This window comes from Flavobacterium sp. XS2P24 (assembly GCF_030010285.1).
Taxonomy (GTDB): domain Bacteria; phylum Bacteroidota; class Bacteroidia; order Flavobacteriales; family Flavobacteriaceae; genus Flavobacterium; species Flavobacterium algoritolerans.
Window position 1 is genome coordinate 161,495 of record NZ_JASCRU010000002.1, and the last position, 18,764, is coordinate 180,258.

The following is an 18,764-nucleotide window of genomic DNA, read 5'->3' on the forward strand; positions in this document are numbered from 1 at the left end:
GTGTTTTTTATGATTTTTCACTCAATATTTCACCAAGTAATACGTTATAAATGGACTAAAATTTTGTTAAAAATGTTTCGATTTTGATTTTTTAACGTAAGTTTGCAATCCCGAATTTATTTATAACTTAAAGATAATCAATGATTTATAATCTATTTCCTACTATTTTGTTTATGCTTTTTTCTTTCTCTACAAGCAAAACAAACATTTCAGAGCCAAGTGATATTAAACCAGTAGTTTATGCCAAAACGGTAGAATCTAGTGTTGAGGCTAAAATTGAATTGGCTTACAATAATTTGCATTCTGATAAATTTGCTTTACCTAAATCAGAAAGTTTTGCTGAAGCTTTTAAAGGGTATTATTCGTTGAAAGAAAAAGGATTAATTAAGAAAGATATTCTCACCTTAATTGATTTTAGTTTGTCCTCGAATACCAAAAGACTTTGGGTAATTGACCTACTAACTGGAGATATATTGTTTCATTCTCTTGTGGCACATGGCAGAAATACAGGAAATGAATTTGCTTCTAATTTTTCAAATTCAGCTGAATCGTATAAAAGCAGTTTAGGTTTTTATGCCACAGGTGAAATTTATAATGGTAAACATGGGATGTCACTTAAACTGGATGGTCTGGAAAAAGGAGTTAATGACAATGCGAGAGCAAGAGGTGTAGTGATGCATGCAGCCGACTATGTTTCTAATTCATTTATCAAAAATAATCACAGGTTAGGCAGAAGCCAAGGTTGTCCTGCTGTGCCGGTAGAATTGTCTAAAGATATCATCAGTGCCATAAAAAACAAGTCATGTTTTTTTATTTACCATCCGTCAAGGGCTTCTAAATTTGGAACAGAATCAATTTCTTAATTTAGTGTATAAATCATTATCTAGATTGTAAATATCATCTCTGAAAATCAGTTTGTTGTTTTCGCTCCAAGCAGTCCAATATAGTAGGTGAAATGAAACTTCTTTTTTGATTTTTACAAATTTTGTTTTTTCATTTTGCAAGATTGTTGTAATTTTTTCCAGATTCCAATTTACGGCATCGTTCAATAAATATTCTGTTAATTCTAATGGATTGTCAACTCTGACACAACCCGAACTCAACGAACGATCTATTTTGTCGAAATAATCCCTGTGATTGGTATCGTGTAAATAAACAGAGAAGCGGTTTGGAAAAATAATTTTAACCATTCCCAGCGAATTAAAAGTTCCTGGACTTTGCACATAACGATAACTTTTGGCTTGCGATAATTGCCATTCGTAAGGACTTACGATTTTCCCATTGCGATCATAGATCTTAATATTTGATTCCGATAAATAACTGCGGTTTTTTAAAATGGCAGGAATAACATCTTCCCGCAAAATTGTGGGAGGGACAGTCCAAGTTGGGTTAAAGACAACCTGAGTTAATTTAGACGATAAGATTGGTGTTTTTCTTTTCGCTCTTCCCACTATTACTCTGTGCGTTCTCAACGTGTCTTTCTCTTTTATTAGCGTCAATCTGTAGTCGGGAATATTAATGATTATATATTCTTTTCCCATTTCTTTAGGATACCATTTCCAGCGCTCAAGATTTACTATAATTTGTTGCATTCGTTGTTTTTTGGAAAAATTGAGTGAGGAAATTGTTGCAGGTCCAATTATTCCATCGATAGCTAAACCATGACGATTTTGAAATTTCTTTATTGCAAGTATGGTTTCTGGGTCATAGATAGTCGTTAAGCTGTCTTGCGGTTGCAATTCTTTCCAGTAAGTCAATCTTTTTTTAATATCAATTATGGAAGGATTGGTATCGTTTGGAGCAATTATTTCTGCGATTTTTAACGCTTTGAAATCATCTTTAGGAAAGGTATTAATCAGTTTTAATGCTTTTTTTAATCTTTTGTAAACAATATGATTGGGTTTCAATTGTTCTATTTTGTCTGCTAAGGAATCGCTGTCCAGTAAATTTGTCAAAGTCTCGTTTAGGTCAATGTAGTTTTCTTTTAAATCCCAGTTTTTATATAGTTTTCTTGGGTTTAATGTTCCGTTTGTCAAATGTGAAATGTATTTTTGAAAACTTTCGGTCAGTAAAATGTCGTATTTGGCTAAATCAAAATCGTTTAGTGTTGCTGATTTTTTTTCAAAATCACTTAATGTTTTTACTTTGTAGTCCTCCGGATTTAATCCCTCCTCATCAGATTTAAGGAGTTCTGTTAAAATTATTTTTCTACTATCCTCAGATTGCCAAATTGTTCTGTAGTTAGTCGCTTTATAAAAATTGAAAAGTGTTTTGTTGTTAAAAGAAGTTAGTAGGATGGAGTCAATTCTAACGGATTTACCTTTAGGTAAAACAGGAGGGTTTGAAATATCATTTTTCAAGATTACCTCACTTTTTAGTACTTCCTTTTTGCAACTAATAGTTACACAGATTAACAATATTAGAACCAACGTCTTCATTATTCGTTTTTTTAAACATGATAATGTGTTCTTCAACTCCTTTTATTTTAAAAGGTAATATTTTGACTTGATATTCCATTTTTTCATGGAATCCAATGCTTCTTTTCGTGCGAATTTTTCAGAATTTTGAATGAGTTTTTCTCCAAAACCCTTTTTTGATGCTGTTTTAAGACTGCTATTTCCTGAATTCGGAACTGTTTTTTGCCCGAAGTACGGGATGTCTTATTGAAAATGCTTCAAAAAACGATAATTTTTTTGATATTTTAGATAATTTTTTTAAGCGTAATAAAGGTATAATAATTTCATATTAAATTCTTTATGATTTTTATATGCTTTATTAAAAAAGATAGTGTGGGTAAGTTTGTGATTTTTTAAGAAAAAAACTTGCATTGAAGCAAACTTATTAATTATATTTGCACCGTTGTTAATGCGAAAGTAGCTCAGTTGGTAGAGCTCCAGCCTTCCAAGCTGGTTGTCGCGAGTTCGAGCCTCGTCTTTCGCTCTAAGCCTCAAATTTAGGTTTGAGGTTTTTTATTTTACTGTTTTAATGCGAAAGTAGCTCAGTTGGTAGAGCTCCAGCCTTCCAAGCTGGTTGTCGCGAGTTCGAGCCTCGTCTTTCGCTCTTCAAAGCCGAAACTTAATAGTTTCGGCTTTTTTTTGTAATTTATTTTAGGATTACTTTAAAAAACTTAAATCAGTTCCACTTTCCAGTTCTTCAGGTGCTTGATTTTGTCTAAACAGGCGTGCAGTCAAATCGCCTTTCAAAGTGATTTTGTCTCCTTTTACATCCAGCCAACTTCCTTCTCTTAATCCTAAAACGGGTACTGAATTATAAGCATGAAACTCTTTTATTCTGGTTTCGCGAGTTTCGCCCATGTGTTTTGAATTGATGTCGGGATCTAAATAATGTGGGTTCAAATTGAAAGGAATTAATCCCAGAGTTTTAAAACTTGGAGGATAAACAATTGGCATGTCATTTGTCGTTTGCATCGTTAATCCACAAATGTTACTTCCGGCACTTGTTCCTAAATACGGAGTTCCATTTTTTACAACTTCAGAGAGGATTTCCATACTGTTGTTTTTGTATAATTGGGAAACCAAAACAAAGGTGCTTCCACCTCCGGTAAAAATTCCTTCGGCATTTTTCAAAGCTTGAGTGGCGTCTTCAAATTCATGGATTCCGATTACTTTTTTATTTATTTTGGCAAAAGCCAAGCTAACCATTGCAGTGTATTCCTCATGAGAAATACCTCCGGGTCTTGCGTAAGGAATGAAAAGAATAGTATTACAGTCTTTAAAATGCAATTGCAATTCAGGTAATAAATAGTCCAGATAATTCTGGTTTGCAAGAGTAGAAGTGCTTGCGATTAGTATATTTTTCATTTTTTAGTGAATAATTTGTGCTAAAGGTATTAAATCAGTCTTTTTGATTTCACATTTTTAATTAACATTTTTTTACCAACCCATTAGTAATTAATTTGGAACGCATTAAGATACTTTTACGAGGTGTGAATAACGGATTTAAAAAGGGATGATTAGAATTGTGTACTTGTATTTGGCTTTTGTAACAACGAATGTTGTAGCACAGGAAACTTCTAGAATAAGATTGAAAGGGAAAGTGACTTCTGACGTTTCTGTTTTAGAAGGAATTTATGTGATAAACTTAAAAAGCGAGCAAGCTTTAGTCACAGATAAAGAGGGAAATTTTTCTATTTTGGCTAAAGTAGGAGACACATTACTATTTACTGAAGGGCAGTTCAAAGAGATTAGAATTAGCTTAACCCAAAAGGATTTTGAACAAGAAATGCTTTCTGTGAAAATGATGCCGATAGTAAATCAATTGCGCGAAGTTATTGTAAGAAGCGGTATCAATGCGGTATCAATGGGAATAATTCCAAAGGGGCAAAAAATATATACTCCGGCTGAACGAAAGTTATATACTGCCAGTAATCTTAATGCCACTGCTAATGCAGGCTCGATGATGGGTGGTTCAATCTCAGCGGATCCATTATTGAATTGGTTTTCAGGAAGGACTAAAATGCTTAAAAAAGAAGTTGAAGTCGAAAAGAAAGAATCGTATATGAGGCAATTAGAGAATATGTTTACTATTGATTATTTTGTAAATACATTAAAAATACCTTCTGAATATGTCAAAGGATTTGAATATTATATTGTTGACAACGAAAGATTTGTGACTATTTTGAAATCTAAAAATGTAACGATGACTACTTTCTTAATTGGAGAGTTAGCAACTAAATATAAAGAAATAATCGCCGGTGAAAATTAAAATTACACTACAGTTTATTGTTTTTTTGTTCGCGCAAGTCATTTTTGCTCAAGCTGACAACATAAAGGAACTTCGAGGAAAAATTATCGCCGATTCTGTTGCGGTTGATCGCATTACGATTGAGAATGTAACAACGGATAAAACTGCTTTTTCGGATGTGAACGGTTTCTTTACTATTGCTGTAAAAGAAGGCGATGTTTTGGTGTTTACTGCGGTTAATTTAGAAGGTATTCGAATGAAAATGGACAAGCAGGATATTCAACAGGAAGTTATTACAGTAAAGATGATTCCTAAAAGTATTATTTTGAAAGAAGTCATAGTGAGTGAATCTACCATTACGGCAGAGAGTTTAGGAATTATACCTTACGGGCAAAAAAAATATACACCAGCCGAAAGGAAATTATACACGGCAACTTCCGGTAATGGTATCGATGGATTGCTGAATACCATTTCAGGACGAAAAGCCATGCTGAAAAAGGAAATTGTAATTGAGAAAAAAGAACAATTATTAGCTAGAATCGAAGTTCTTTTTGAAGATAAATATTATATCGAAAACTTAAAAATTCCCACAGATTATATTAGAGGTTTTCAATATTACTGTATTGATGATACTGCTTTTGCAAATGCATTGCGATCTAAAAACAAGACAATGGTCATGTTTTTAATTGTAAGGCTCGCCGAAAATTACAATGAAATTATTGCAGGTGAAAATAAATAAAATTCTACCGGTAGTTTTATTTTTAATGTGCCAAATTTCTTTTGGACAAACTTCTGCTGAAAAGCTGCTTCATGGTAAAATTAGAGTCGATTCGGCTTATATAAGTGGAATAAATATCTTAAATTTAGTAAATGAAAAAACAGCCGTCACAAATAGTGATGGAGAATTTTTTATTTTTGGTAAAAGCCAATTGCTAGATTGAAAAAAAAATAATGCTTATAAAATAATCCAAGATGAAAACTAAAATAAGAATCCTTTGTTTGATTTTCTTTTGCCAACTTTCTTTTGGTCAAAATGGAAACAGAAAGTCTTTGCACGGTCAATTTGTAAATGAATCTGCTTTGGTAGACAACGGGTATGTTTTTAATTTGAATTCAAAAACAAGAACCTTTATAAGCGACCAAGGCTTTTTTGATATTTTGGCGAAAGCCAAAGACACCTTGTTAGTTTCAAGCGCATCTTTCAAGTCTAAAAAAATTGTGATTCGGGACAACGATTTTTCGAAACCGTTGTTTGTAGTCAATTTAGAAGCACAAACTACGCTTTTGAAGGAAGTTATTGTGAAGCGTAAAGCGGAGATAAAACCAATAACCGGAAATTCTCAGGGAATTGTAGACCTGCAATTTTTTGACGATGCGAAATCTTCGCCAGTGAATAGAACCATGCCATCGGATGGAAGTATAGAAAACGGAATGGATTTTGTTAGAATATTTAAAATGGTTTCTAAAGTATTCAAGAATGATTCGGCAAAAAAAGCCGATTTGAATTCTAATGTGGATTTCTCGGATGTGGTTTCTAAAGGGATTGACAATTATTTCTTTACAAATACATTGAAGTTGAAAAAAGAAGAAGTTGGACTTTTTCTGGATTATTGCGAGAATGATCCAAAATCAAAAAGCCTTTTGAAACAAGAAGACGAATTTTTACTAATTGATTTTTTAATCACCAAGAACGAAGAGTTTAAAAGAATTACTACTTTTGAAAAATGAAATCGCCATGATTCCAAAATACAAATAAGATTCAAGAATTGCGATACCATATTCCGATAAAAACAAATAGAATCTTCGTATGAAAAAAACAATCTTAATTACTTTTTTTGGCCTATTATTTTTAACGTTGACTTCTTTTACTGTGCATAAATTTTATGTAGCATTGTACCAAGTAAATTACGCTCCCCAAAAGAAAATGCTTCAAATTACCGCTCGTATTTTTGTTGATGATTTGAATAGCGCCGTTGGAAAAAAGTATACTAAGAAAATCAATTTGGGCTCCGAAAAAGAAACGGATGAAGATTTGATTTTGTTGAAAAAGTATTTAAGCGAAAAATTCTCCATAAAAATAAATGGACAAGCTAAGGCCATGAATCTTTTAAGTAAAGAAATGGAAGGAGATGTACTTATTTGTTATTTAAGTATTAAGGAAGTCCCTAAAATTAATTCACTCGAAATTTATAACACAGTTATCATAGAAGGAAATTCAGAGCAACAGAATATTATGCATTTTAATGTGGCTGGTGTAAAAAACACACTACTATTTACAGAGTCCACATCCAAGGGAATGTTAAAATATGAATAAATTTAGAGAAATTTGTTTAAAATTATTATTTTCACGCACTGATAACCAGATTTCCACCTATGAAAAAATTTACATTATTATTACTTCTTCCCGCAATTTTATTTGCCCAAGAAAAAACGGCACCTGTTGCGCCAAAACAAACAGGAAAATATGATACCAATAAGTTTAGTCAAATGTATGACCTGTTAGCAACACCTAACATGTTTCGTACGGCTTCTGGAGCTCCGGGTCCGGCTTACTATCAGCAACAGGCTGACTACAAGATAAATGTAGAGCTTGACGACAAAAAATCTAAATTAACTGGTTCTGAAACGGTTACTTATTATAACAATTCTCCGGATACTTTAGAGTATTTATGGGTTCAGTTAGACCAAAATCAAGCTGCGAAAACTTCACAGACTCCATTGGCGGAAAGCCAAAGAATGGAACAGGTTTTTCCAGCTGGAAACTTCGCAAATAAGTTCTTAAAACAAGAGCAAGAGCGTGGTTTTAACATTGATTTCGTGAAAGATGTAAAAGGAAATGCTTTGTCCTATTCGATCAATCAAACGATGATGCGTATTAATTTAGCAACGCCAATGGAACCTGGTGAAAAATTTACTTTTTCTATCAATTGGTGGTATAATATTAATAATTACAGACAAGATGGTGGTCGTTCTGGTTACGAATTATTCGAAAAAGAAGGAAACAAATTATATGTAATTGCTCAATTCTATCCTAGAATGGCAGTGTATAATGATGTTGAAGGATGGCAGAATATGCAATTTTGGGGAACGGGAGAGTTTACGTTGCCTTTTGGAAATTTTGATGTAAATATCACCGTTCCTGCAGATCACGTTATGGAAGCTACAGGGGAATTGATGAACAGAAGCGAAGTATTTACTGCAGAGCAAGTAAAAAGATACGAACTGGCTCAAAAATCATTTGACAAACCAGTTGTAATTGTTACTCAAGCGGAAGCTGAAGCAAGTGAAAAAGGTTTTTCAGAAAAGAAAAAAACATGGAAATTTAGTGCTAAAAACGTAAGGGATTTTGGTATTGCTACGTCAAGAAAGTTTATTCTTGATGCAATGGCAGTTCAATTGACTAACAAAACAGTTATGGCAATTTCAGTTTATCCTAAAGAAAGTAATCCACTTTGGGGAGAAACTTCAACTAGAACTGTTGCTCATACTTTAAAAAGTTATTCATCTCATACATTTGACTATCCTTATCCAAAAGCAGTTTCTGTTTCAGCAGAAGATCAAGGGATGGAATACCCAATGATTTGTTGGAATTATGGTCGTCCTGACGAAAAAGGAGTGACAAGTGAGCGTATTAAAAACGGAATGATTGGTGTAGTGATACATGAAGTAGGACACAATTTCTTTCCTATGATTGTAAATTCTGATGAGCGTCAATGGTCTTGGATGGATGAAGGTCTTAATACTTTTATGCAATACATGGCTGAACAAGAAATGGGTACAAACTTCCCTTCAAGTCGTGGACCGGCAAGTAAAATTGTTCCTTACATGAGTGGAGATCAAAAATTCTTGGAGCCAATTATGTCAAACTCTGAAACGATAGTTCAATTTGGTGCTAATGCTTATGGTAAGCCGGCAACAGGTTTAAACATCCTTAGAGAAACGATTATGGGAAGAGAATTGTTTGACCATGCTTTCAAAGTATATGCAAACAGATGGAAATTCAAGCATCCTACACCAGAAGACTTTTTTAGAACTATGGAAGATGCATCAGCAGTAGATTTAGATTGGTTTTTCAGAGGATGGTTTTACTCTACTGATTTTGTAGATATCGGAGTGAAAGAAGTAAAACAATATTTCGTGTCTGAGACAGCAACAAAAGAATTGAAAGACGCTGTAGTAAGAAGAGGGCGTTTTGGTCAAGAAAAAGGACCTTTCGTTTATTTAGTTCCTGGAACAAGTGAAGAATTATCAGCTAAAGACAAGAAAGCATTGGCAATTGCAGATGTAAATTTACTATCTGAGTATGTAAACCAAAACTTCTCTGCAGATGAAAAGTTAAAATTAAAATCTCCTAAGTATTTCTACGAAGTAGAGTTTAACAAGCCAGGAGGAATGTTAATGCCAATTATTGTTGAATTGACTTACGAAGATGATACAAAAGAAACATTCAAATATCCAGCTCAAATTTGGAGAAAAAACAATGATACCGCTAAGAAAGTTTATGCAACTGAAAAAGCAATTAAAAAGATTCAGATAGATCCAAAATTAGAAACAGCTGATATTGATGTAACCAATAACGCTTGGCCTAAAGAAGAAGTGAAGTCTAAATTTGATTAAATAAAGACATAAAATTAAAAAAGACTCTGAAAAGAGTCTTTTTTTTATGAAAAAATTAAAAGTCAAAGATTCAAAATTAGGTATATTTGTAGCAATAAAAAATAAAAAATATGTTTGGCATAGGAGGAGGCGAATTAATTTTTATCATGTTTATAGTACTGATGCTTTTTGGATCAGATAAAGTACCGGAAATAGCCCGCACCATGGGTAAGGCAATGGCACAATTAAAACATGCTACAAATGACATAAAAAGTGAAATTCAAAAAGGAGCTGAGGCTAATGGATTTGATACACAAACATTAACCGATTTAAGAGGAAATATTACATCGCATATCAATAAAGCTAAGGATGATTTGTTGGGAGATACGTCTCAAATTAGCGATATAACCGGAAATATCACCTCAGAAATTAATAAAGCCAAAGACAATTTACTGGGCGAAACAACCACTCAAATCGAAACAACTAAAGAAGCTATAGAAGATGTTACAGGACCTATAAAACGTCAGATGTAATGTTGGATAAATTACTGTCTTTAGATACAAAATTGTTCGTTTTTTTGAATGGATTAGGGTCGGAAACCTTTGATGGAATTTGGTTATTTATTACGAAACAAAGCAACTGGATTCCTCTTTTTTTACTCCTTTTGTACGTCCTTTATAAAAAACTTGGCGCTAAGCAAACCTTATATTTATTGCTTTTTGTAGCGTCTTTAGTCACATTTACAGATCAAGCAACAAACGTATTCAAGAACGGATTTCAACGATTGCGTCCTTGTAATAATCCTGAAATTAATTCCTTTATACGCATCGTTCAAGTCAGAAATTCATTTAGTTTTTTCTCAGGTCACGCTGCAAATTCAATGGCAGTTGCTACATTTTTGTTCTTTAATTTTAAAGACAAAATCAAATTTTTCGGCTTCCTGTTCTTGTGGCCACTCATCTTTGCATACAGTAGAATCTACTTGGGATTGCATTATCCGTTAGATATTCTTACGGGCTACTTATTCGGTTTTACTTTTGGATTTTTGATGTTCAAAGGATACAAAATGGCACAACAAAAGTATTTTCCACAATAGTTATTACGAGAAACGAAATAAGCTGGAGCTATTTCCTGCTCTACGCTGTATCTTTTTTTGTTATTCTTCCTTAAGTCAGAATAACAAGAAAAAGGATGCCGCTTCTATCAGGGCTAGGGCATTTGTTTTCAATAGAAATATCGAAACTAAAGAACTCTGCTTACTGTCAATCCATCACGAATAGGCAACAAAACCGTTTCTACTCTGGGATCAGTTGCTAATAACTGATTGTATTCCAGTAATACTTTTGTACTCAAATCATTTGGGTGCAACGGTTCCAGAACTTTCCCGCTCCATAACACATTGTCTGATAAGATAATTCCGCCTGTATTCATTTTTGGAAGAATCAATTCAAAATAGTTGAGGTAATTTTCTTTATCAGCATCGATAAAAACCAAATCAAATTTCAAGTCAAGCGCTGGAATAATGTCAACTGCCTCGCCTAAATGTTGTACAATTTGTTTCCCCCAAGGCGATTTGTCAAAATGTTTTCGTTGAAAATCAACTAATTCTTCTTTGATGTCTATCGTGTGCAATTGTCCGGTTACCTGCATGCCTTCGCACAAACACAACGCCGAATAACCTGTGTAAGTGCCAATTTCCAGAATATTCACCGGCCGAATCAATTTAGACAACATACTCAAAACCCGACCTTGAAAATGACCGCTCAACATTCGTGGCAACAGAATTTTTTGGTACGTTTCTTTATTCAACGCCGCCAGTAAAGCAGACTCTTTTTGAGAATGTTGCTCGATATAATCTTCTAAATCTTGGGAAATGAAATGCATTTTTTGAATTTTTTTCAATTGGAAGCAAAGTTATCAAATTATCAAATCAACAAATCAACAAATTGTCATTAAATTTGCACCATGGAAATCGAGAAAAAAGACATACGATCCTTATCAAAAGAACAATTGCGAGATTTTTTCGTAGCAAATGGAGACAAAGCCTTTCGTGGCAATCAAGTTTACGAATGGTTGTGGAGCAAAGGCGCACATAGCTTTGAGGATATGACCAATGTTTCTAAGGGAACACGCACTATGTTGGAGACGCATTTTGTTATCAACCACATCAAAGTGGATACAATGCAGCGCAGTGAAGACGGAACCGTGAAAAACGCCGTTCGTTTGCATGATGGTTTGGTGGTAGAATCGGTTTTGATACCTACTAATACAAGAACTACAGCTTGTGTTTCCAGTCAAGTGGGTTGTAGTTTAGATTGCAACTTTTGCGCTACAGCGCGATTAAAAAGAATGCGAAATCTGGAACCGGCGGAAATTTATGATCAGGTAATTGCAATTGATAAAGAAAGCCGTTTGTATTACAATCATCCGTTGTCGAATATTGTTTTCATGGGAATGGGAGAACCGCTTATGAATTACAACAATGTTTTGAAAGCAATCGAAATGATTACGTCTCCGGAAGGTTTAGGAATGTCACCTAAACGTATTATGGTTTCGACTTCGGGAGTTCCTAAAATGATAAAAAAACTCGCTGATGACGAAGTGAAATTCAAATTAGCCGTTTCACTACACTCGGCAATCGACGAAATTCGTTCCAGAATTATGCCGTTTAGTGCTAATTTTCCTTTAGCGGATTTACGTGAATCATTAGAATATTGGTACCGAAAAACCAAAAGTAAAATCTCCTACGAGTATGTTGTTTGGAAAGATATCAATGACAATAAAGCTTCCATAGATGCCTTGGTGAAGTTTTGTAAATATGTTCCTTGCAAAGTAAATCTTATTGAATACAATCCTATCGATGATGGGGAATTTCAACAAGCTTCTGAAGAATCAATTAATGCATACATAAAAGCGCTTGAAGCTAGCGGAATTGTGGTAAAAGTGCGAAGAAGTCGTGGAAAAGATATTGATGCAGCTTGTGGACAATTGGCAAATAAAGAAGCTTAAGAGTTTTCTTTTCGAAAAATATTCAAAAGAATGCAAGCATTTGTAAGATTCTAGGCTAAAATTGTATCTTTGAATTCTAATGAATATTACTTCACAAATAAAACAGCCCATTTTCAATGAAATGGAACTTTTTGAAAAAAAGTTCTATGAATCGATGACCTCAAAAGTGGCTTTGTTAAATAGAATCACGTATTACATCGTCAACAGAAAAGGAAAACAAATGCGTCCTATGTTTGTTTTTCTGACTGCTAAAATGGTTTCGGCAGGAATTGTAAACGAACGAACGTATCGTGGTGCTTGTGTTATCGAACTGATTCATACTGCCACATTAGTTCATGATGATGTAGTGGATGACAGTAATCGCAGAAGAGGTTTTTTCTCGCTTAATGCACTTTGGAAAAATAAAATTGCGGTACTAGTGGGTGATTATTTATTGTCCAAAGGATTGTTGCTTTCTATTGATAATGGCGATTTCGATTTGCTTCGAATTATTTCTGTCGCTGTTCGCGAAATGAGTGAAGGCGAATTACTTCAAATTGAAAAAGCCCGAAGACTCGATATCACAGAAGATATTTACTATGAAATCATCCGAAAAAAGACAGCGACACTTATTGCTGCCTGTTGCGCTCTTGGTGCAAGATCCGTTATTGAAGATGAAGTTCAGGTAGAAAACATGCGAAAATTTGGAGAACTTATCGGGATGGCTTTTCAGATAAAAGATGATTTATTTGATTACACCGAAGATGCTATTGGTAAACCAACCGGAATTGACATCAAAGAACAAAAAATGACTTTACCTCTTATTCATGTTTTGAATACCTGTACTTCAAAAGAGAAAACATGGCTTATCAATTCCATTAAAAACCATAATAAAGATAAAAAACGCGTCAAAGAAGTTATTGCTTTTGTAAAAAACAATAATGGATTGCTTTATGCAGAACAAAAAATGGTAGAATTCCAGCAAGAAGCCCTTTTGCTTTTAGATAATTATTCGGATTCTGAGTTTAAAGACGCGCTGATTTTGATGGTGAATTATGTGATTGAAAGAAAAAAATAATTTTTTTTAAAATCATTTTATCTCGTTAACTATTGATTTTATTGACTTTTTTGGTTTTAATTTTTAGAATCAAAAAATTTTCTATTTAAGATGCAACCTTTTTGCATTGTCAATCGTCTATACTTAAAGAAACACTTTATAAAGATTTTGAAAGTAATCAACTTACATCAGGAGGAAAATGAATTAATCGAGTTAGCTGTCGAGAATAATCGGCATGCACAACAGAAAATTTATACCCAGTTTTCTCCAAAAATGTTAAGTGTTTGCCGCCAATACATAAAAGACATTCATCAGGCCGAAGATATCATGATTACTGCTTTTATGAAAGTGTTTACGAATCTGAAGAATTTTCAGCACAAAGGAAGTTTCGAAGGTTGGATTAGAAGAATCATGGTCAATGAATGTATTTCTTTTATCCGAGTTGAAAAAAAGCTAAAATATAGTGAAGATGAAACCTATTTTGAAGAAAGTTTCAACAACATTGAAAGCCAATTTTCAATAGACGATATTCAGTTTTTAATAGACAGTTTGCCGGATGGTTATAAAATGGTTTTCAATTTATATGCTATCGAGGGGTATAAGCATCAAGAAATTGCAAATATGTTAGGGATTAATGAAGGAACATCAAAGTCGCAATTGTCACATGCCAGAAAAATGCTGCAAGGACAGATTAATACCTTAAAAAATTATAGTTATGGAACTAAATAAGTTAGAAAAACAGTTCAAAGAGCAATTAAAATCTCGGGAAATCAAACCATCAGAAATGGCATGGAGTAAACTGGATGCAATGCTCACGGTAGCTGACTCGAGCAATAGCGAACAGGCGAAGCAAAAACCAAAAGCTAAATTCCCTTGGATGTTTATAGCTGCAAGTTTTGTCGGGTTTGTATTGATAGGAACGGTTTATTTCAGTCAAAAAGGAAATACAATTGAAAATCAGAAAAATGAAGTTGTTATTCAAAATTCAGTTACTACAAAAACTACTGTCGTTCCTGATAATAGTATAAAACTAAAAACAGAAGATGAAAAAGGTTTAGTTGCTAATGTTGTCCAAAAATCAACTTCGGGAACTAACAAAACTCCAATTTTAAAAGAAAAATCGATAATCGTTAACAATAATTCAAATCAAAATCAAGTAGCAGAAGTTTCAATCAGTAATCAAAAAACAGAACAAAAATCAATCAAATCACAAACTAGCAATGTTTCAATTGATGAACTGTTAGCAGTTGTTGGAAATACTTCGAAAAAGGAAAATCAATTGAATCAAAAACCGGTTGTGCATGTAAATGCAAGTAATTTACTTTCGCAGGTTGATAGCGAATTAGAACTTTCCTTTCGAGAAAAAGTAATCAATAAAGTAAGCAAGAATTACCAAACCGTAAAAGTTGCCTTGGCCAATCGTAACTTAGAATAGAAATCATCAATTACCTTTAAAATCAAATCACCATGAGAAATTTCACCATTTACTTAGTAGTACTGTTATGTTTTTTTGCAAGTAAAATGCTTGGGCAGGAAACATTTGAAAAACGAGCAAAAACCATTGCTTCAAAAATTGAAACCATTACAAAAGAAGAAAAAGCTGCGTTGAAAATAGAAGTCGAGGCGGTTAATAATCAATTGATCAACGGTACGATTACAAGAGAAGAAGCGGAGAGTAAAAAGAAATTATTGGCTGAGGCCAGAGCAATCAATATCGAATCAAGAGTGGCTGTTGAACAAGAAGCATTGAAAAACTTGGTTCAGGAAAAAGTGGATGGTAAAATTAGAACAGTGGATACATTAAAAATCGATAGAAGAAGGTCTCTTAAAATCTATCTTAACCATAAAAAAAGTAAAAATGATACTATAGAAAAATTTAAATCAGAAAGGAGAACAACTTCACAATTTGTTTTTGCGGCCGGGTTGAATAATGTTGTAACAAATTGTTCAGTAGAAAAATCTGATTTTAGGTATTTAGGGTCGCATTTTTATGAATTGGGTGTAACTTATAATACTAGAATTTTAGAAAAAAGTAATTTGCTGCATGCCAAATATGGTTTATCGGTAATGTATAATAATTTGCGAACCACTGATAATAGAAATTTTGTAGTAAATGGAAATCAGACAAATTTAGAGGTAAATGCTTTGCAGCAAGAAGATTCTCGTTTCAAGAATGTCAATTTGGTGTTTCCAGCGCATCTTGAATTTGATTTTACAAAAACAAAAGATAGAGATGGGAAAACCTATTATAAAACGCACGACAGTTTCCGTTTTGGAGTAGGAGGATTTGTAGGTGTAAATCTAAAATCGAAGCAATACATTAATTATGATAGTGATTCCTATAAATCTAGAGAAATAACTAAAGGAGATTTTAATACCAGTAATTTTATCTATGGTTTGAGTACATACATTGGATATAAAGAAACGAGTTTGTACTTGAAATATGACTTGAATCCTTTATTCAAAGACAATACAGTGAAACAAAACAATGTTTCTTTAGGACTGCGTTTTGATTTTAATTAGAAATTGTTTTAGTTAGTTTTATACTTTGAAGAAGCACTTTGAAAGAAGTGCTTTTTTTGTTTTAGATATTGAATTATGAACTTTGATTTGTGTATTTTTACACACTTTTCAATTATTAAATTTTATATCTAACTTGATTTCAAAAGCTACCATAGATACTGTTTTCGAAACTGCTCGCGTTGAGGAGGTAATTGGTGATTTTGTACTATTAAAACGTGCAGGAAGTAACTTCAAAGGCTTAAGTCCGTTTTCTGAAGAGCGTTCACCATCGTTCATGGTTTCTCCTGCCAAAGGGATTTGGAAAGATTTTAGTTCTGGAAAAGGTGGGAACTCTGTGGCTTTTTTAATGGAACACGAAAAATTTACGTATCCGGAAGCTATTAGATATTTAGCCAAAAAATACAATATTGAAATTGAAGAAACCGAGCAAACGGATGAAGAGAAGGCCAATACTGATGTTAGAGAAAGTATGTATTTGGTTTCGGAATTTGCAAAAACCTATTTCCACAACACACTTTTAAATTCTGAAGAAGGGAAAGCAATTGGTTATTCTTATTTCAAAGAACGCGGTTTTACCAATGAAACCATTAAGAAATTTGGATTAGGTTATTCCCCGGAAGCTTGGGATGCTTTTACCAAGGAAGCATTAGGCAAAGGATACAAATTAGAATTTCTGGAAAGTACAGGACTCACAATTCCTAGAGATGACAGGCCTTTCGATAGGTTCAAAAGCCGTGTGATGTTTCCAATACAAAGTATGTCAGGAAGAGTACTCGGTTTTGGAGGAAGGATTCTTACCAATGATAAAAAGGCTGCAAAATACCTGAATTCACCCGAAAGTGAAATTTACCATAAAAGTAAAGTGTTGTATGGTATTTTTCAAGCCAAACAATCCATTGCAAAATTGAACAACTGTTATTTAGTTGAAGGATATACGGATGTAATTCAGTTTAATCAATCTGGAATTGAAAATGTTGTTGCTTCCTCAGGGACAGCTTTGACGCCAGATCAAATTCGATTAGTCAACAGATTGACAAAGAATATTACCGTTCTTTTTGATGGAGATGCGGCCGGTTTGCGCGCTTCCATTAGAGGAATCGATTTGATTCTTGAAGAAGGAATGAATGTAAAAGTATGTACATTTCCTGACGGAGAAGACCCGGATAGTTTTGCTAAGAAAACGTCTTATGATGATTTAGTATTATATCTCGAAAATAATGCTAAAGATTTCATTCAGTTCAAAGCCTCATTGTTGATGAATGAAGCCAAGAATGATCCCATAAAAAAAGCAGATTTGATTCGAGATATGGTAGTCAGTATTTCGAAAATTCCGGATAGAATTCAACGCGAAATTTATATTCAGGAATGTTCTCGAATCATGGATATTTCAGAGCAAGTCCTTGTAAGTACCCTAGCACAATTAGTTCAAAAAGATGTGGTTGAAGTTGGAAAAAAACAACAACAAAAACAGGAGCAAAAAGCTTTTGAAGTTGTGAAAAATGAAAATCCTATTAGTACAGAGAAAGTAGATACTTTGGGTATTGTAGAATGTGAAATTATAAACATACTTTTATCGTACGGAAATATTTCTGAAAAATTTGAAGGTGTATTGATTGGAACTAATCCTGAAGGCGAAGTTGGTGAAGTAGTTGTAAAGAAAGAAAGAAAGGTTTATGAAGAAATATATTTAAGTCTACAGGAGGATGAAATAGAATTTGCTACTGGTTTGTTTAAAGAAATATATAATGATGTAATAAGTGTTTATTTGCAAAATGATAATTTTAATTTAGAGAGATATCTAATGCATTTGAAACCGGAATTTGCTCAAATAATTACTGATATAGTGATGAATAATGAGAAATATGTATTGCATAATTGGGAAGGACAAAATATTTTTCCAAAAACTAAATTAGAGCAATTGAATCAAAATGTAACAGATAATTTATTTACGTTAAGATGGTATTTGATTAGTCAATTTATAGAAAATGCTAAAAACTCAGTTTCAAAAGAATCTGAAATAGATAATAGTGAGGTAATAGCTGATATAATGGATTATATTAAACTTAAAACAAAGTTCTCTTATAAAACAGGTAGGGTAGTAGTGAGATATCATTAAAAAGCTCTCTATCATCCGAAGCTAATTCAGATAATACAGAGCCTTTGTCAATGGTTATGGATTGTAATATACTAATCCATTCTTTTTCAAAAAAAATAGGGAGAGTTATGTCGTGGTACTAAACTATCTCTAAAGTTTTTGCTTTGTTTACCAAGTCTACTAAATTAGTAACATTTAGTTTTGTAAGTAATCGTAATTTGTACGTACTAATTGTTTTTTCATTTAGTTTCAGAATATCAGCTATCTCATGGTTTTTCTTCCCATCACTTAGATAGCGTAAAACTTCTACTTCACGATTAGAAAGCTTACGATATAAGCGTTCGCTCTTACTTTGTTTTGCAATTAGTGCTAGATTTTTCTTTACGGTTTCATTTATAATTATCTTTCCTTGGTGGACTTTGATAATTGAAATTCCTAAAGTTTCTAGTTTTTCTTTTTTGTGAATGAATCCTGAAACACCTGCTTTAATAGCATTTGGAGCATAAATTTGTTCTGAAAGACCACTGAAGATGATAATTTTAGTTTTTGGAAAATTTTTTAAGATTGCTTTGACCTCAAAAATACTGGAAAGACCTTCCAGCTCCAAATCTAAAACTAAGACATCAATCTCTTTAGTTAAAAGTATATCCCGTACCATCAAGAAATTACCAACATTGGCAACTATTGATATGTCTGCATTATCTTTAAAGTAAGATTTTACTCCAAAATGCACAACGGGATAATTATCGGCTATACATACTTTGATCATGATTTTTAAATTTTTAGAATTATTTGTAATTG

Annotated in this window: 19 protein-coding genes and 2 tRNA genes; 17 read left to right on the forward strand and 4 right to left on the reverse strand. The window is 33.1% G+C overall.

What is annotated here, in order from left to right; translation table 11 throughout:
* The first annotated feature begins 140 nt into the window (after positions 1 to 140).
* Positions 141 to 863: a murein L,D-transpeptidase catalytic domain family protein gene (locus QLS31_RS02540; RefSeq protein WP_282742366.1), complete on the forward strand. Its 723-nt coding sequence runs from the start codon at positions 141 to 143 to the stop codon at positions 861 to 863.
* Here the strand turns inward: QLS31_RS02540 and QLS31_RS02545 are convergent.
* Complete coding sequence (locus QLS31_RS02545; protein WP_282742368.1) at positions 852 to 2,438, reverse strand: L,D-transpeptidase family protein; 1,587 nt, start codon at positions 2,436 to 2,438, stop codon at positions 852 to 854. The genes QLS31_RS02540 and QLS31_RS02545 overlap by 12 nt on opposite strands.
* A 429-nt stretch (positions 2,439 to 2,867) precedes the next feature.
* On the opposite strand from QLS31_RS02545, the gene QLS31_RS02550 reads away from it, so the two are divergent.
* Together QLS31_RS02550 and QLS31_RS02555 are read left to right on the forward strand one after the other, a co-directional pair.
* Positions 2,868 to 2,940, forward strand: a tRNA-Gly gene (locus QLS31_RS02550).
* Between the two features lie 47 nt (positions 2,941 to 2,987).
* A tRNA-Gly gene (locus QLS31_RS02555) sits at positions 2,988 to 3,060 on the forward strand.
* A 53-nt stretch (positions 3,061 to 3,113) separates the two neighbouring features.
* Here QLS31_RS02555 and pepE read toward each other — a convergent pair.
* Complete coding sequence (gene pepE, locus QLS31_RS02560; RefSeq protein ID WP_282742369.1) at positions 3,114 to 3,821, reverse strand: dipeptidase PepE; 708 nt, start codon at positions 3,819 to 3,821, stop codon at positions 3,114 to 3,116.
* A 148-nt stretch (positions 3,822 to 3,969) separates the two neighbouring features.
* Here pepE and QLS31_RS02565 point away from each other — a divergent pair, with 148 nt between their 5' ends.
* The 8 genes from QLS31_RS02565 (at position 3,970) to QLS31_RS02600 (ending at position 10,396) form a co-directional block, all read left to right on the forward strand.
* Positions 3,970 to 4,725 carry a hypothetical protein gene (locus QLS31_RS02565; protein WP_282710738.1) on the forward strand — a complete coding sequence of 252 codons (756 nt, stop codon included), beginning with the start codon at positions 3,970 to 3,972 and terminating at the stop codon, positions 4,723 to 4,725.
* Positions 4,715 to 5,443, forward strand: coding sequence for a hypothetical protein (locus QLS31_RS02570; RefSeq protein WP_282742371.1), 729 nt, complete (start codon positions 4,715 to 4,717; stop codon positions 5,441 to 5,443). Before QLS31_RS02565 ends, QLS31_RS02570 begins: the two co-directional genes overlap by 11 nt.
* A complete protein-coding gene (locus tag QLS31_RS02575; protein ID WP_282742373.1) occupies positions 5,430 to 5,645 on the forward strand; it encodes a hypothetical protein in 216 nt (71 codons plus the stop codon). Before QLS31_RS02570 ends, QLS31_RS02575 begins: the two co-directional genes overlap by 14 nt.
* 31 nt (positions 5,646 to 5,676) lie before the next feature.
* Entirely contained in the window at positions 5,677 to 6,432 is a 756-nt protein-coding gene (locus QLS31_RS02580; protein WP_282742374.1) for a hypothetical protein, read from the forward strand.
* A 79-nt stretch (positions 6,433 to 6,511) separates the two neighbouring features.
* Entirely contained in the window at positions 6,512 to 7,018 is a 507-nt protein-coding gene (locus QLS31_RS02585; protein ID WP_282710733.1) for a DUF6702 family protein, read from the forward strand.
* Between the two features lie 59 nt (positions 7,019 to 7,077).
* A complete protein-coding gene (locus QLS31_RS02590) occupies positions 7,078 to 9,321 on the forward strand; it encodes a M1 family metallopeptidase (RefSeq protein WP_282742376.1) in 2,244 nt (747 codons plus the stop codon).
* A gap of 110 nt (positions 9,322 to 9,431) precedes the next feature.
* The gene (locus QLS31_RS02595) at positions 9,432 to 9,833 is read left to right on the forward strand and encodes a twin-arginine translocase TatA/TatE family subunit (protein ID WP_282710731.1); all 402 of its coding nucleotides are present in this window, start codon (positions 9,432 to 9,434) and stop codon (positions 9,831 to 9,833) included.
* Positions 9,833 to 10,396 (forward strand): phosphatase PAP2 family protein, encoded by a 564-nt coding sequence (locus tag QLS31_RS02600; protein WP_282742378.1) that lies wholly within the window; start codon positions 9,833 to 9,835, stop codon positions 10,394 to 10,396. Before QLS31_RS02595 ends, QLS31_RS02600 begins: the two co-directional genes overlap by 1 nt.
* A gap of 146 nt (positions 10,397 to 10,542) precedes the next feature.
* Here the strand turns inward: QLS31_RS02600 and QLS31_RS02605 are convergent, their stop codons facing one another.
* Positions 10,543 to 11,184 carry an O-methyltransferase gene (locus QLS31_RS02605; RefSeq protein WP_282742380.1) on the reverse strand — a complete coding sequence of 214 codons (642 nt, stop codon included), beginning with the start codon at positions 11,182 to 11,184 and terminating at the stop codon, positions 10,543 to 10,545.
* An 81-nt stretch (positions 11,185 to 11,265) separates the two neighbouring features.
* Between QLS31_RS02605 and rlmN the strand changes: the two genes are divergently transcribed.
* From rlmN to dnaG, 6 genes are all read left to right on the forward strand, one after another.
* Positions 11,266 to 12,309 carry a 23S rRNA (adenine(2503)-C(2))-methyltransferase RlmN gene (gene rlmN, locus QLS31_RS02610; protein WP_282742382.1) on the forward strand — a complete coding sequence of 348 codons (1,044 nt, stop codon included), beginning with the start codon at positions 11,266 to 11,268 and terminating at the stop codon, positions 12,307 to 12,309.
* A 79-nt stretch (positions 12,310 to 12,388) separates the two neighbouring features.
* Positions 12,389 to 13,366 carry a polyprenyl synthetase family protein gene (locus QLS31_RS02615; protein WP_099714428.1) on the forward strand — a complete coding sequence of 326 codons (978 nt, stop codon included), beginning with the start codon at positions 12,389 to 12,391 and terminating at the stop codon, positions 13,364 to 13,366.
* Between the two features lie 147 nt (positions 13,367 to 13,513).
* Positions 13,514 to 14,074, forward strand: a complete 561-nt coding sequence (locus tag QLS31_RS02620; protein ID WP_282714821.1) for an RNA polymerase sigma factor — start codon at positions 13,514 to 13,516, stop codon at positions 14,072 to 14,074.
* Entirely contained in the window at positions 14,061 to 14,780 is a 720-nt protein-coding gene (locus QLS31_RS02625) for a hypothetical protein (protein WP_282742384.1), read from the forward strand. The genes QLS31_RS02620 and QLS31_RS02625 overlap by 14 nt, the downstream gene beginning before the upstream one ends.
* A 32-nt stretch (positions 14,781 to 14,812) precedes the next feature.
* A complete protein-coding gene (locus QLS31_RS02630) occupies positions 14,813 to 15,868 on the forward strand; it encodes a hypothetical protein (RefSeq protein WP_282742385.1) in 1,056 nt (351 codons plus the stop codon).
* 133 nt (positions 15,869 to 16,001) lie between these two features.
* On the forward strand, positions 16,002 to 17,984 hold the full coding sequence (gene dnaG / locus QLS31_RS02635; protein ID WP_282742387.1) for a DNA primase: 1,983 nt from the start codon (positions 16,002 to 16,004) through the stop codon (positions 17,982 to 17,984).
* Between the two features lie 118 nt (positions 17,985 to 18,102).
* Here the strand turns inward: dnaG and QLS31_RS02640 are convergent, their stop codons facing one another.
* Positions 18,103 to 18,732: a response regulator transcription factor gene (locus tag QLS31_RS02640; RefSeq protein WP_282710717.1), complete on the reverse strand. Its 630-nt coding sequence runs from the start codon at positions 18,730 to 18,732 to the stop codon at positions 18,103 to 18,105.
* Between the last annotated feature and the right edge of the window lie 32 nt (positions 18,733 to 18,764).